12 protein-coding genes are annotated in these 14,217 nt (G+C 56.9%); 7 read left to right on the top strand and 5 right to left on the bottom strand.

Features of this window, described 5'->3' with window-relative positions:
• The first annotated feature begins 137 nt into the window (after window positions 1-137).
• The 7 genes from AC04P6_RS04170 to AC04P6_RS04200 all read left to right on the top strand — a co-directional run bounded on the left by AC04P6_RS04170 (window position 138) and on the right by AC04P6_RS04200 (window position 9,344).
• Entirely contained in the window at window positions 138-3,509 is a 3,372-nt protein-coding gene (locus AC04P6_RS04170) for a RecQ family ATP-dependent DNA helicase (protein ID WP_475565340.1), read from the top strand.
• On the top strand, window positions 3,509-4,432 hold the full coding sequence (locus AC04P6_RS04175) for a hypothetical protein (protein WP_475565341.1): 924 nt from the start codon (window positions 3,509-3,511) through the stop codon (window positions 4,430-4,432). The genes AC04P6_RS04170 and AC04P6_RS04175 overlap by 1 nt, the downstream gene beginning before the upstream one ends.
• 31 nt (window positions 4,433-4,463) lie before the next feature.
• A complete protein-coding gene (locus AC04P6_RS04180) occupies window positions 4,464-5,462 on the top strand; it encodes a ComF family protein (protein ID WP_475565342.1) in 999 nt (332 codons plus the stop codon).
• A 22-nt stretch (window positions 5,463-5,484) separates the two neighbouring features.
• Window positions 5,485-6,066 (top strand): hypothetical protein, encoded by a 582-nt coding sequence (locus tag AC04P6_RS04185; RefSeq protein ID WP_475565343.1) that lies wholly within the window; start codon window positions 5,485-5,487, stop codon window positions 6,064-6,066.
• A 328-nt stretch (window positions 6,067-6,394) separates the two neighbouring features.
• Window positions 6,395-7,021: a hypothetical protein gene (locus AC04P6_RS04190; protein ID WP_475565344.1), complete on the top strand. Its 627-nt coding sequence runs from the start codon at window positions 6,395-6,397 to the stop codon at window positions 7,019-7,021.
• Between the two features lie 270 nt (window positions 7,022-7,291).
• Window positions 7,292-8,512 (top strand): LL-diaminopimelate aminotransferase, encoded by a 1,221-nt coding sequence (locus tag AC04P6_RS04195; RefSeq protein WP_475565345.1) that lies wholly within the window; start codon window positions 7,292-7,294, stop codon window positions 8,510-8,512.
• Window positions 8,513-8,750: 238 nt separating this feature from the next.
• Entirely contained in the window at window positions 8,751-9,344 is a 594-nt protein-coding gene (locus tag AC04P6_RS04200; protein ID WP_475565346.1) for a GyrI-like domain-containing protein, read from the top strand.
• A 286-nt stretch (window positions 9,345-9,630) separates the two neighbouring features.
• On the opposite strand, the gene AC04P6_RS04205 is transcribed toward AC04P6_RS04200, so the two are convergent.
• The 5 genes from AC04P6_RS04205 to ribD all read right to left on the bottom strand — a co-directional run bounded on the left by AC04P6_RS04205 (window position 9,631) and on the right by ribD (window position 14,083).
• Window positions 9,631-10,302, bottom strand: coding sequence for an HAD family hydrolase (locus AC04P6_RS04205; RefSeq protein WP_475565347.1), 672 nt, complete (start codon window positions 10,300-10,302; stop codon window positions 9,631-9,633).
• A gap of 110 nt (window positions 10,303-10,412) precedes the next feature.
• Window positions 10,413-10,880, bottom strand: coding sequence for a 6,7-dimethyl-8-ribityllumazine synthase (gene ribH / locus AC04P6_RS04210; RefSeq protein ID WP_475565348.1), 468 nt, complete (start codon window positions 10,878-10,880; stop codon window positions 10,413-10,415).
• Between the two features lie 42 nt (window positions 10,881-10,922).
• On the bottom strand, window positions 10,923-12,143 hold the full coding sequence (locus AC04P6_RS04215; RefSeq protein ID WP_475565349.1) for a bifunctional 3,4-dihydroxy-2-butanone-4-phosphate synthase/GTP cyclohydrolase II: 1,221 nt from the start codon (window positions 12,141-12,143) through the stop codon (window positions 10,923-10,925).
• 42 nt (window positions 12,144-12,185) lie between these two features.
• Entirely contained in the window at window positions 12,186-12,854 is a 669-nt protein-coding gene (locus tag AC04P6_RS04220) for a riboflavin synthase (RefSeq protein WP_475565350.1), read from the bottom strand.
• On the bottom strand, window positions 12,854-14,083 hold the full coding sequence (gene ribD, locus AC04P6_RS04225) for a bifunctional diaminohydroxyphosphoribosylaminopyrimidine deaminase/5-amino-6-(5-phosphoribosylamino)uracil reductase RibD (protein WP_475565351.1): 1,230 nt from the start codon (window positions 14,081-14,083) through the stop codon (window positions 12,854-12,856). Before ribD ends, AC04P6_RS04220 begins: the two co-directional genes overlap by 1 nt.
• Between the last annotated feature and the right edge of the window lie 134 nt (window positions 14,084-14,217).

Consider the following 14,217-nt stretch of genomic DNA (forward strand, 5'->3'; position numbering starts at 1 on the left):
GAGGAGGGCATCTGCCCGTCCTCTAATGCGTGGTTGCGCGTTTTAGGTTGTCTGGCGACTTGGGTGGATGTCCTCCTCTGTTTCCAGCGCGCGTGGCGTCTGCCCCTCAAACAGGGGAGAGGGACGGTTAACTCGCGATGGAACGCTTTTCTTCGTCTTACGTTTACAAGCAAAGCAACTTTGTCCTACTGGGGTGCGAGGAATTCAAGGGCGCACCCAACGATTGGACGCCTATCGCGTGTGTTGTAGAAAATCTGCTGCAAAGAGGCACGCCGACACATCCCCCCAAACGACTCGTTACCCTGCTCGGCAATCCAACGCGCATTGCCACACATCGACCCGTGCGAAAGCTAATCACCCACGAGCATATCTGGACTCACACGATCAAGGGAAGCCCAGATGGAAGGTACAACCCCGCCGCTGAATTCTTTACGCAGCTACTCCCAAGCGCCCTCCCGCCGGACAAGAAATATATCGTCAACTACATCCTGCCGGAGGCATTAATCAGCGACATCGTCCCTGAATGCAGCTCACGGTTCATTGAGCAATGCGTCGACTTCTATTGCCCGAGGGCGAATCTTGTCATCGAAATCGATGGCTCCCAGCACGATAGAGGGCCGCAATCGTTTCTCGACCGAGAACGTGATCTATACCTAAAAACAAACGGCATCGATAGCATAAGAATCAAAACCGACGAGCTAAGCGCCGAACGAGCCGCTCATTTGCTCTGCAAAAGGTTCGAAGAAGACGAGGAGTCCGAGGAAGATCGGGACGAAAGTACGTCATTCGCCTTTGAGATCGCCCTTCGTACCCAAATAGCCCTGGTCACCCTCATGAAAAGAGGGGCGCTATCCCCAAGCGCTTCGTCCTGGAACCTTGACTTTACCTGTGACAGACCCGACATCGACGCCGATGCCCTCATAACCGCCGCAGTTGAAGACATCTTCGACCTGCTAGAAAACATTTGCATTCTCCTGGATAAGCCATTCGTTCGCCCCAAGCTATCGCTTTCGAACGAACTTCCCGACATTAGGCTAGATATCTCCGCAACCAAGGCATGGTCGGAGCTCGAATCCGCACCCGCAACCGTATACGCCAGAAACGACTACTACGAAACTGAAGACTATTTTTCGGTTTCTCAAGCAGACCCCATTACGTACAACACGACCGACCTCGCTAGACGAAGCGAAGTCGACCGAGCATTGGACTTCTTCCTCAATTACCTTTTCGGCTATGACACATTTAGACCGGGCCAAGCCGGCATAATCAGAAAAGCACTTGCTAGAAGCGCCACATTGGGCATATTGCCAACGGGCTCAGGAAAATCACTGTGCTACCAAATGGCATGTCTGCTACAACCGTGCGTAAACTTTGTCGTATGCCCCATCATTTCCCTCATTCAAGACCAGGAACTTAACTCGCACGAATTCGGAATTGATCGCGTGGGTCGCATTGACAGCCAGATGGAACGCTCCGAAAAGAACGTCGTCCTGGACGCATTTGGCAACGGCAAACATTTCTTCGTCTGGATATCGCCCGAACGATTCCAGACCACCGACTTCCGACAAAGACTCAGTGAGATATCTGCGCATAAGCATTTTGCGTACGCCGTCATCGACGAAGTGCACTGTCTCTCCGAATGGGGACACGACTTCAGAGTGTCTTACCTAAAGCTATACGGGACAATTAAAAAATTCTGCCCCGAAGCAAAAATAATCGCCCTCACCGCAACTGCGTCAAGAAACGTACTTGAGGACTTGTTATGCGAGCTAGAGATAACAAAGGCGAATGTTCAGACCTCAACAAGTCTGGACAGACCCGAGCTCAAATACCACATCGTACGCACCGGCGAACAAGATCGAGAGGAAAAGCTCGACAGCATTCTCGATAGCATTAACCGGCATTTCCAGCAAACGGAAAAAGTCGAATCAATCTTCGAGCAACGGGGCAAAGACTCCATCTGTGGAATCATATTCTCCAACATCAGAAACAGCCCCTACAAGGCGTCTTCGAGCTGCGAAGGAACACTCGTTCACCTAAAGGAACGAGGCATACAGGCGGATTCGTATCATGGAGGCAGAAAAGACGAGCGCTCGCGCATACAGGAAGAATTTCTGGACAACCAATTCACGGTAATCTGCGCCACCAAGGCATTCGGCATGGGCGTCAACAAGAAGAATATTCGTTACACGATTCACAATGGCCTCCCCTGGTCAATCGAGGCGTTTTATCAGGAGGCGGGCCGCGCGGGACGAGATTCCGTGAACAACGATTCCGAATGCTACATTCTCTTTTCCGACGACAATGACGTCAATGACGTGCGGCGCCTATTCGAAGAGTCGACGTCAGTAGAAGAAATCATTGACCTGCAGCCCAACCTCAGCGGCGACTTAGACACCCTTTTCTTCCTCTGGAGCGGAAACCATGAAGACTGGCAAATCGAGCGCTACGCTATCATCGAAACGTTTAAGTGGCTATTCAGAAACAGAAATGCAAGCGGACACGCATTCCCGAAATTTGACCTCGTACATGAACTAACCTGGGAAAAAGCAGTCGAACGCATGAAAAATGGCAAGACGAACAAGGCCGAAGTGCGTATTGAAACCCAAGACGCCCTGTACAAACTGGCCATTCTCGGAATTGTCACAGATTGGACTATCGACTATGCAAAGAGAGTTTACGATGTTGAATTACGGGAAATCGATGGCGAAAGCGAGCCACTCGTAAAAGAGCACCTCGAGACGTACATCAGAAGGCATAACCCGACCTTTTCGTTCAATAATCCCTCCCCCGCGCATCGTAAATACGTGAATGCATACAATGAGGCTCCAGCAGGCAAAAAGCTCATCGGCCTCATTGACGCCCTTCTGCTTTGGACGAACGACAACATCGTCTTCAGCAGGCGCCGCGCGATAGGCAACATGTTGGAACTCTGCGAATCCAAACGCAGCGAGCAAGACATCCGCAATTACATCAACAGCTACTTCCGCCTCGACACCGAAAGCAACGACCAGCTAGACGTTATCGTTCGCGATTCCACGCACATCGAGACATGGCTAAAGCTGTTTATGACATACGAGCTAACCGACGACCCAACCATTCAGGTTGATAAATTAAAAGACGAAGGTGAACTTGCCTCTATCGCTGCACTTTGCGACCGCTATCGCGAGAGTTTTCACGCTAACATCGGCCTAGAATGGTCAACCATGATGGCGAGGCTTCTGTCTAACGGCTTCTCCGATGAAGACATCGAGAGTCAATTTGCATTCATCGCTTCAGAGATGCCTGAGTACGACGAGCTGGATCCCGACAAGCTCTTCGGGCAAACGCTCCGCCTTCTCGAGCGCGCAAGCGATGACGCTAAAGATGCGTTCGGATACGCGGTGATAAAGCACGCACCTAAACGCGTAAGGCAAACATACGACCAGCTTAACGACGCAGTCACATTAACGCGCCTAATCACAATGGCAGACACCAAACTTCGATCGGTCTGGAAAAGAGGAAGATAATGGGTTCAAAGAAGGCGAATATCGATCTACTCGACAGAGCCATAGAGACGCTCTGCGAAGACGCAGACAGCTTACAGGCGCTGATATCAAGCTCGACTAAACAGCTCGAAAACGCGACAACGGCGAGCGAGGAAGCAACGGCAACCGCCTCTCGGCTTCTTGAAACCCTTGACCCAATGGTACAGATTGTCGCCTCGCAACATCGCGCTTCAGCAGCAATGCTCGACAACGCTCAGAAGGCAGCAGACGAACAACGACTAAGTACTACAAAGCAGATTGAGCTGCTTTCAAGCACGGTTGAAAAGGGTCTAGAGCAGATGACCCTGAAAACCCAGTCCGCATGCGATGCCGCAACCGAAAGCACTCGCTCCGCTTCCGAAGAGATACGCCTGGAAACAGCAAAAAGGCTAGATTCGATTGCCAGCTCCGTCGACAGCGGCCTGGAGAAAATCACCGCTGGAAGCGAAGCTGCATGCAACGCGATGATTGATAATGCGAAAAAAGCCTCTGACGAACAGCGACTCGAAACAGCAAAGCAAATGGACGCCAACCTAGCATCCACGCAAGAGGCGCTCAGCGACACATGCGAAAAACTCCGCGGAATAGTCGACGACAGCTTCGCCTCCTTCAAAGAGTCGCAAGCCGCCACGCTGGACGAATTCAGGGCAACAATACAGGAAGACAACAATAAGACCCTGGCAACGACTAACGAAAAGCTATCCGAGCTCAAACAGAATCTTTCCAGTCAGATCGAATCTCTGGAATCCGCAACTACATCATCAATTTCCGAGCTGCAGCAAGCAGCAAACGAGTTCACCGAAAGCACGAATACGAACATCAAGAAATTGCTCATTCCGGCATACGCAGCTTTAGGGATAGGGGCCATCAACCTTATCTGTCTCGTACTGCTACTTGCACGATAGCGCAAGCTCGAAATCTCGGCAGGAGAAAACCATGGACAACGTAGACGGGCTCATAGAGCGCGGCATAACCTTTCTCGAAGGCAGAACAGGGACCAAGGATTACGAGCAAGCCTACTATTACCTCAACGAGGCACAGAAGCTGGGATCTAAAGCGGCAGATGAGCTGTTGACGACCATGAGGGAAAACAGCCTCGGAGTACGCTTCGAAGGAGACGGTTATGCGACATCGAACGGCGACAATGGCCTCGATGATGACCATCTAGTTTCTATTGAGATGGAATCCGCCCCGCAAAGCGAAACGGCAAGCGAGCCCCTCCTCGGCAATCCAAACCGGTGCATTGCGTGCGGTATGGAGACTCTCATGCCGAGCACGGTTATCCATGGGGCAAAATACTGCATTCCCCAGAAGGGAGGATGCGGATCGAACATCTTGCTCCCAATCGAAGAATGCGGCTTGAAGCGAGGCGTTGCGCTTCAGCCGTATACCGAAAAGCGCATTGGCGGCATGGGAAGCGCGTACTCAACATTCGGATCGTTCATCCACACCTTGAAGTACGGCATGGACATAGATGATTCGCTAAAGGAAAACATCCTGAAGGAAATTGCAAAAAGAATAACCGAATGCGACGTAATCAGCACGCTAACGGGAGGGAACACAAGCACGGACATCACAATCGTGCCCGCCCCGTCATCGAAAAAGAGAAAGCTGCAGCCAGTATATAAACTGGCGCAGCTGATCTCCGCATACGGATACCATTACAGCCAGGCACTCACTAAAAGATCTAACGTAGAATCGAAAAACAGACCGAGCGGAACCGAGTTGGCGCCGGGAGATGTTACCTGCAACGACAGCGTTAATGGCAAGATTGTTTTACTCATCGATGACACCTATGGCGAGGGAGCAACCCTTAGAGCCTGCTTGCGAGCACTCAAAGAAAAGAATGCGCATGAGGTATATTTCCTCTCGCTATGCAAAAACCTATACGGCGGAGTGAAAGGCAGCTCACCCAATGACAACGATATTCATTAGCGGCTCGCGAAACATTCCGGATTTGCCCGAAGAAGTCAAAACACGACTCGATAAAATAATCGAGTCAGGTTTTGACATCATCGTCGGCGATTCGGAACGAGGTGTCGATTCAACCGTCCTGAAGTACCTCAAGTCACAGTTGTACGAAAACGTCACCGTGTACACCGTTCGAGATAAGCCACGTGCAAAGAGCATGCTTGATGCATGGGGCATCCAAAAGATCGACCCGGGCGAAGAAGCGAAAACGGACAAAGCAGGAAACGTACGCAACCAGCGCGAATTGGAGACGGCGAAAGACTTCGCCATGGGGCAAGACGCCGATTTCGGTCTCGTAATGTGGCAAAGCACGTACACCAACCGATTTGGTAGGACCTCCGTCAGCAAGGGAAGCTTACGGAACATGCATCAGCTCTTAAGCGACGGAAAGCCCGTCGTTCTATACAAAACGGACGAGACAGATGATGGAACTCCGCGATTCGCTTGTCATCAGCTTAAAACCATCAGCGACCTAAGCGAACTCATATCGTCCGAGCCGAACATTGTTGCAAAGGCGTATGCCGAAATCGAAAAGAAGGCAGCTCGCGACACTCCGACGCTGTTCTAAAGCAAACCCCGCTTCCGAAAAGAGAACCATGGATTCGCATTCCCCAATCTCTATATGCCCAGCCTGCAATCATCCGGCTTCGGAACTCGCAACCGCTTGCCCCCATTGCGGATTTCCAATTGTACTCTACACAGGCGTGGCAAGAGACGTAGCGCCGCATTGCACCCCGCAAGAACGAGTCGCGCGAAATCCTCATACCCCACAAGCCACGCTTAAAGCTTTGTCCCAATGCGACAACGAAGACGTTCGGAGCGCCCTGTGCGATAACCCAAGCACAGATGAATCGATACTACTCCAACTGTCCCGCGACCAAAGCGCCAGCGTGCGGATGGCACTCGCCTCGAGCCCATTCCTCACAATTATACTGATGGAGGCGCTTGCGGACGACACAAGTACCGCAGTCAGGGATGCACTCTTGCAAAACCCCGCAACTCCTGAATACATACGTCGTGAACTCCGCTTCCAACAAAAGAGCATAGAGAATAGAGAAGACAATAGCGAAGACAGTGACGAGGATGAATTCGAGTTTGACATAGCCGAAGGTACAACTGAGGATACTAAGAAGCCCGTGCTGAATGGCGCTTCTGATGCTGCCAGAAAGATTGCTGATGCTATTGCAGCTGCTTACAGGAGGAACAATAGCGGTAATTCCTCTGCTTCCTCTGCTGCTCCTGTTGAGGAAGCTAAACCGGCGGCTAGCATTATTACTCCTACCAGCAATACTTCAGCCAATGTCGATAGCACCCATGGAAACGCTGCTCCCATGGGTGCGAAGACTATGGATGCAACGCCTACCGCTGCGATACCCGACCTTTCCACGGAGGGAATAGTAGCGGCCTTCGCTGCTATAGCCGCTCGTAAGCAAAGCGACCAAAACATAGCCAAAAAGACGATGGCTCAGCAACAAGCCGAACAAGAGGGCGTGTCTTTTCCAGAAGACCCAACAGCACGATAAGAAGGATGCCCACGTGTCCATGCCATAATTCAGCACGAATCCAACCATGCCATGTCTCTCGATTGCCGAGAATCAGTATTTACGCATGGAACAATTCGCTGCATTTGCCCCAACGAGAACACAATATACGCCGCCTGCATCTAGCCAAAGATTGCAGCGGCGTTTCCATTCCCTGTCACTTTGATGGGCTAAAGCGCGTGAGGGATTTACGCACGTAGCGTTCTCCTATAATGGGCGCCAACAAAAAGCGAACACGCGGAAGGAGCCCGCATGGCCAAAGTCAACGCAAATTACGCCAAGTTGCCCGGCAGCTATCTGTTCACCGAAATCGCCCACCGCACGGCGCGCTACATGGAAGAGCACCCCGACGCGAAGATGATCAAGATGGGCATCGGCGACGTCACGCGCCCGCTGGTTCCCGCAGTACTGGAAGCTATGCACGACGCGGTCAACGACATGTCCACCAGCGAGAACTTCCACGGCTACGGCCCCGAGCAGGGCTACGACTTCCTGCGCAACGCCATCGTGGAGAACGACTTCGCAGCCCGCGGCGTCGACATCGCCGCCGACGAGATCTTCGTTTCCGACGGCGCCAAGAGCGACTGCGGCAATATCGGCGACCTGTTCGACGTGGACAACGTGGTTGCCGTCTGCGACCCCGTCTACCCCGTGTACGTGGACACTAACGCCATGGCCGGCCGCGCGGGCGACTACGACGAAGCCGCCCAGAACTGGACGAACATCGTCTACATGCCCACCACCGCAGAGAACGACTTCTGCCCCGCCCTGCCCGAGCGCGACGCCGACATCATCTACCTGTGCTCGCCCAACAACCCCACGGGCACCGTCCTCAACTTCGACCAGCTGAAAGTCTGGGTCGACTACGCCAACGAGCATGACTCCATCATCCTATTCGACGCCGCATACGAGCGCTTCATCACCGAAAACAACGTACCCCACAGCATCTTCGAGGTACCCGGCGCCAAGACCTGCGCCATCGAGTTCCGCTCGTTCTCGAAGACGGCCGGCTTCACGGGCGCACGCTGCGGCTACACCGTCGTCCCGAAGGACCTGGTGCGCCAGGGCCAGAGCCTGAACGCCATGTGGAACCGCCGCCAGACCACGAAGTTCAACGGTGCTAGCTACATCATCCAGCGTGGCGCCGCCGCCATCTACACGCCCGAAGGCAAACGCCAGATCGAGGAAACGCTCGACTATTACCGCCAGAACGCACGCGTGATCAAGGAAGGCCTGGAAGCCGCTGGCTTCACCGTATACGGTGCCGTGAACAGCCCGTACGTCTGGTGCAAGACGCCCGAGGGCATGGGCTCCTGGGAGTTCTTCGACGTGCTGCTCACGCAGGCCAACATCATCACCACGCCGGGCGCGGGCTTCGGCCCCTCGGGCGAAGGCTACATTCGTCTTACCGCCTTCGGCGACGCCGAGGCCACCAAGGAGGCCATGCAGCGCATCGCCAAGCTGGAGCTGTAAGCTAGTTCGAGCGCGAACATCTCACAAACGCAAACCCCGCCTGCGCCAATCACAAGCGCAGGCGGGGTTTGTTTTATTCCCGACCGGCAAACAACAAAGAATTAAACAGCCAACGCCCAATCGTCAAGCAGGCATTATCAGCAATCGGACACCAACCACCGGCACCCCCATTGCCAGACCGCTCGGCACCTGATATACAACCTGTACGACGTAATCCACTCACAAGGGAGGGCACGCCATGGCATTCGACTTCAAGAAGGAATACCGCGACCTATACCACCCCAAGACGAAGCCAGTCATTATCGAAGTGCCAAACATGCGCTTCATCGCCGTAGAAGGATCGGGCGACCCCAACGAAGAAAACGGCGCATACTCAAATGCCGTGGGCGCTCTCTACGCCGTGGCCTACACGCTAAAGATGAGCTACAAAACCGACCACGTCATCCCCGGCTTCTACGAATACGTTGTCCCGCCGCTGGAGGGCTTCTGGTGGCAGCCCGGCATCGCTGGCGTCGACTATACCGACAAGTCGACGTTCCATTGGGTCTCGGCCATTCGCGTACCCGAATTCGTCGACGATACGCAGTTCGCCTGGGCAATCGAAACCGCCTCCGCAAAGAAGAAGCTCGACCTCTCGCATGTGCATCTCATCGAGCTAAACGAGAGCACCTGCGTCCAATGCATGCACATTGCTACGATAACGAACCCGCAACCATCGACCTTATGCACGAGTTCGCAGCATCACAGGGCTACGAACTCGACTTCTCGGACGATCGCAGGCACCACGAGATCTACCTCTCCGACCCGAGCAAGACCAACCCCGAGAAACTAAAAACCGTCGTACGACACCCCGTTCGCAAGGCGTAGTTCTAGGCGCTTCACCGTTCAAACGATTAGGGCCAGCGGCCATCGGATTCACGCCATCGCTGCGCACGCGCCGCCGTCACCACCCACCCACTCAAACGGACGGGATGCATCGCCATCACCCGCAAACGGCCAGATGAACAGTAGCGCGACTGCGCAGCGACCACGCACCTCGGCACCGCCGTTCGCGCGTGACCGCGCAGCGACTCCACACCTCAGCACCGCCGCTGTTCACGCACAGCTATGCCGCCCCGCTACGCGCGAGCAGCCTCAATGCGCGCCACGAGCGCGGGAATCTCCGCGGGCGCATGCGCGAGCTCGGTGGCATCCGCCAGCTCTTCGGGCGTGCCAAAGCCATACAGGCAGCCAATGCATGGCAAGCTATGCGCCGCTGACAAGGCAATATCCTTATGCCTATCGCCAATGGCAATAAACGGCCCCTCGAAATCACGCTCGATGGACTTGAAGATCTCTTCCTTGGGCGCGTAATCGAACTGCTGAGCGTTGTAATACCCGGAAAACCACCGATCCAGATCAAACGCCTTGCGCGCGACCTCCTGATACTCCGTCGCGCAATTACTCAGAAACACCAGCGTATGCCCTGTTGCCTTCACAGCATCGAGCATCTGAGGAACGCCATCGTACAGCCGTGCCTTGCCCGCCGCCACAGCCTGAAGCATGACATCCTTCACGTGCAGCGCCGCCGGCTCGGCCACCTCCCACGGAATCTCGGGCGCCAGGCGCGCCCAGGCCTCGAATACGTTCAAGCCCAGGTTGCGCTCCAATTCCTCGCGTGCAAACGTGCGCGGACGAGCCTTCCCCGCATCCACCAGCGTCTGGTATCCCGCGGGAAACGCATCGGCATACACGTACATGCTGTCATGCAGCGTGCCGTCATAATCAAAAACCAACGTGGAGGGCTTCATGCCCGCTCCTCTCGAACGCACGTAAGCAAACGGGGCAACCGGCCAGCCGATCGCCCCGTAGCTCTACCCTAAACGATGCAGCGCGCAAACAACGCCGCTACCGCAAAACGCTAGATTTGCCCCATGACATTACAGAGCTCGATGGCCCCCAGCGCGCACTCGCTGCCCTTGTTGCCCACCTTGCTACCAGCGCGCTCGATGGCCTGCTCGATGGTATCACAGGTGAGTACGCCCATCATTACGGGGATGCCCGCCTTCAGCGACACCTGCGCGATGCCCTTGGATACCTCGTTGCACACCACGTCGTAATGGCTGGTGGCACCGCGGATAACCGCACCCAGGCAGATAACGGCATCGAACTTGCCGCTCTCGGCCATACGCTGCGCCACCAGGGGAATCTCGAACGCGCCCGGCACCCAGGCGGCGGTGATGTTCTGCTCGGGCACGTTGTGGCGCACCAGTCCGTCAATCGCTCCATCCAGCAGCTTGCCCGTGATGAACTCGTTGAAACGCGCCACCACAATGCCCACGCGCAGACCCTCGTTAACTACCTTGCCCTCGATTACGTTGATTGCCATATCCGGCTCCTTTCCCAAATTCTTACGAACGAATGCCATTCCCTATGCCGTCACGGGTTCCTGCAGAATGCTCTCGAACACATGCCCCATCTTCGAGCGCTTCGTCTCGAGGTACGCACGGTCGTGCTCCTGCGGCTCGATCTCGATGGGCACGCGTTCCACAATCTCCAGGTTGAAATCGCCCAGGCCATACACCTTTTCCGGGTTATTGGTGAGCAGGCGAATGCTGCGGCAGCCCAGGTTGCGCAGAATCTGCGCACCCGACCAGTACTCGCGCAGGTCGGGTTCGAAGCCCAACGCCACGTTGGCTTCGACGGTGTCCATGCCCTGCTCCTGCAGCGCATACGCGCGGATCTTGTTCATCAGGCCAATGCCGCGCCCCTCCTGGCGCATGTACAGAAGCACGCCACGACCCTCGTCGTTGATCTGGCGCATCGCACTATGCAGCTGGTCGCCGCAGTCGCACCGATGGCTGCCGAACGCGTCGCCGGTTAGGCACTCGGAGTGCACGCGGCACAGCACGTTGCGTCCGTCGCCGATGTCGCCCTTCACCAGCGCGACGTGCTCCTCGCCCGTGATGTCGTTCACGAAGCCGTGAATCTGGAAGTCGCCATACTTCGTGGGCAGCTTCGCGGAACCCGCCGAGCGCATATGGTTGTCATGCGTGCGGCAGTAATCCTGCAGCTGCTTGATGGAAATGAAGCAGAGGTCCCACTCGCGCGCCTTTTCGACCAGCTCGCTCGTGCGCATCATCGAGCCATCCTCGCGCATGATCTCGCAGCACAGGCCGCACTGCCTCATGCCCGCATGGCGCAGCAAGTCGACGGTGGCCTCGGTGTGGCCATTACGCTCGAGCACGCCACCGCGCTTCGCCACCAGCGGGAACATATGCCCCGGCCTGCGGAAATCCTCGGGACGCGCATCGGGGTCGACGCACTTCATGGCCGTGAAGCTGCGCTCCGCAGCGGAAATGCCCGTGGTAGTGTTCACATGGTCGATGGAGACGGTGAACGCCGTCTCGTGATTGTCGGTGTTCTCGGAAACCATCTGCTGGAAGTTCAGCTTATGCGCAAGCTCCCAGCTCATGGGCATGCAGATGAGCCCCTTGGCGTGCGTAGCCATGAAGTTCACGTTCTCCTGCGTAGCGAACTCGGCCGCGCAGATAAGGTCGCCCTCGTTCTCGCGATCGGGGTCGTCGACCACCATGATGAGATGCCCCATCTGCAGCTCCGCAATCGCCTCCTGTACCGTGTTCAATTTCATATGCGTTCCTCTCTCCGTAAGAAGCCAGTTCCGAATTACGCGCTAGAAACCATTTCGCGCGAGAAATTCCATCGTGAGCCCCGCGGGGTCGGCCGCATGACCGGCCTGCGCCTCGGCCTGGGGTTCGCGCCCCAGCAGCTTGCGCACGTACTTGCCGAGCATGTCATTTTCCAGATTCACCGTATCGCCAGGTCGTTTGCCAAGAAGCACCGTCTGGGCGCCCGTATGCGGAATGATCGAGACCTCGAATTCGTTGCCGTGCACGCTCGCAACCGTGAGGCTAATGCCGTCGATGGCAATGGACCCCTGCGGCACCACCAGCTCGGCGATGCGCGCCTGCGTGCGAATGCGCACGCGCACCGCGTTGCCCTCGGGGCGTCGCTGCGTGATTACGCCCACGCCATCGATATGCCCCGACACGATATGCCCGCCGAAACGTCCGTCCGCCGGCATGGCGCGCTCCAGGTCGACGGGGCTACCCGGGGCAAGTTCCCCCAGGTTGGAGGCGCTCAACGTCTGCGGCATCACGTCAGCCGAAAACTCGCCTTCGCCCAGAGACGCGACCGTAAGGCACACGCCATTGGTGGCGATGCTGTCGCCGATGCGCGTGCCTTCCAGCACGGTGCGGCACGCGATGACGATCTTGCCCGCCTGCCCGCGCGGCGGCATGCGCCGTACCGAGCCCACTTCCTCGACAATGCCCGTGAACATCAGATGCTCCTCTCGACGTGCGAGGCCGCCACGCAGGGGCCTCCTCGCAGGGAATACACCAGCTTGACGTCGCCATCCAGCACCTCAAGCCGCGGGGTGCCCAGTTGCAGCGCATCGGCCATGCACTCAAGGCCCATCGAGCCCACGGGCGTCTTCGCATGCGAGCCGCCCACGATCTTCGGGGCCAGGTACACCACCGCTTCGTCGACCGCATCCAACTCGAAGGCCGTTGCCAGCAGCGACGAGCCACCCTCGAGCAGCATCGAATCGACCTCGCGTTCGCCTAGGTAGCTCAAGAGCGCCGCGAAATCCACGCGCCCATCGGCACCAGGTAGGCGCACGAGGGAAACGCCTGCCGCCTCCAGGGCAGCACACGCATCGTCGGCGCCATCGGCGTGCGCCACCAGCAGTGGCGTATCCTTCGCCGAACGCACGAGCGCGCTTTCAAGGGGGATACGCAGATGGCTGTCGACCACCACGCGCAGCGGCTGATTCGATGCTCCCGCGCGGCGGCACGTGAGCATGGGATCATCGGCAAGCACCGTGCCCACGCCCACGCAGATAGCCGCAAGACGATGGCGCAGGTCATGCACGTCGGCGCGCGACGCCTCACCAGAAACCCAGCGCGCATCACCCGACTCCGCGGCAATCTTCCCATCGGCCGTCATGGCCCACTTGGCAACCACGTATGGCTTGCGACTCGTGATGTAGTGGAAGAATACGGGGTTCAACGCATCGCATTCCGCGCACAGGCAATCCTGCTCGACCTGCACGCCCGCGGCACGCAAGCGTTCCACGCCGCTGCCGCTCACCAGCGGGTTCGGGTCGCGGCTGCCAATGACCACGCGCGCCACGCCAGCCTCCACGAGAGCATCGGCGCACGGAGGCTGATGTCCCGTATGACTGCAGGGTTCAAGGGTCACGTACACGGTGGCACCCGCCGGGTCCTCCCCCGCGGCAACGCAAGCGGCAAGCGCGTTGCGCTCTGCATGAGCCTCGCCGAAGCGCTCGTGGCATCCCTGGCCAATAACGCGTCCAGCCTTCACGACCACGGCGCCTACCAGGGGGTTTGGGTTCGTCCAACCCGCAGCGGAGCGAGCTAGCTCGATTGCCTGGCGCATGAAGCGCTCGTCAGCGGCGCGCTGCACGCCGCGCGCGATGCCCGAAGCGGCGTCGCGAGCTGCGGCCATCGCGGCTTCGAACGCGTTCTTCGGATGCTCGTTCGCCATCGCATATCCTCTCGTTGCCAGGTGGGCACGCGGCCCACCGCTCTCCCACGTGCGTATTCACGCGGGCCGGGCATGAAAAATGCCCGCCAGAAACCTGACGGGCGTAGCAACCGAAGACATGCGCACGGCATGTA

Source organism: Denitrobacterium sp. (assembly GCF_056180635.1).

Coding starts and splice junctions, on each gene's coding strand:
- AC04P6_RS04180 (WP_475565342.1), top strand. CDS start 4,464: ATGGACAACGTAGACGGGCTCATAGAGCGCGGCATAACCTTTCTCGAA.
- AC04P6_RS04170 (WP_475565340.1), top strand. CDS start 138: ATGGAACGCTTTTCTTCGTCTTACGTTTACAAGCAAAGCAACTTTGTC.
- AC04P6_RS04220 (WP_475565350.1), bottom strand. CDS start 12,854: ATGTTCACGGGCATTGTCGAGGAAGTGGGCTCGGTACGGCGCATGCCG.
- ribD (WP_475565351.1), bottom strand. CDS start 14,083: ATGGCGAACGAGCATCCGAAGAACGCGTTCGAAGCCGCGATGGCCGCA.
- AC04P6_RS04205 (WP_475565347.1), bottom strand. CDS start 10,302: ATGAAGCCCTCCACGTTGGTTTTTGATTATGACGGCACGCTGCATGAC.
- AC04P6_RS04200 (WP_475565346.1), top strand. CDS start 8,751: ATGGCATTCGACTTCAAGAAGGAATACCGCGACCTATACCACCCCAAG.
- AC04P6_RS04215 (WP_475565349.1), bottom strand. CDS start 12,143: ATGAAATTGAACACGGTACAGGAGGCGATTGCGGAGCTGCAGATGGGG.
- ribH (WP_475565348.1), bottom strand. CDS start 10,880: ATGGCAATCAACGTAATCGAGGGCAAGGTAGTTAACGAGGGTCTGCGC.
- AC04P6_RS04190 (WP_475565344.1), top strand. CDS start 6,395: ATGGCACTCGCCTCGAGCCCATTCCTCACAATTATACTGATGGAGGCG.
- AC04P6_RS04175 (WP_475565341.1), top strand. CDS start 3,509: ATGGGTTCAAAGAAGGCGAATATCGATCTACTCGACAGAGCCATAGAG.
- AC04P6_RS04195 (WP_475565345.1), top strand. CDS start 7,292: ATGGCCAAAGTCAACGCAAATTACGCCAAGTTGCCCGGCAGCTATCTG.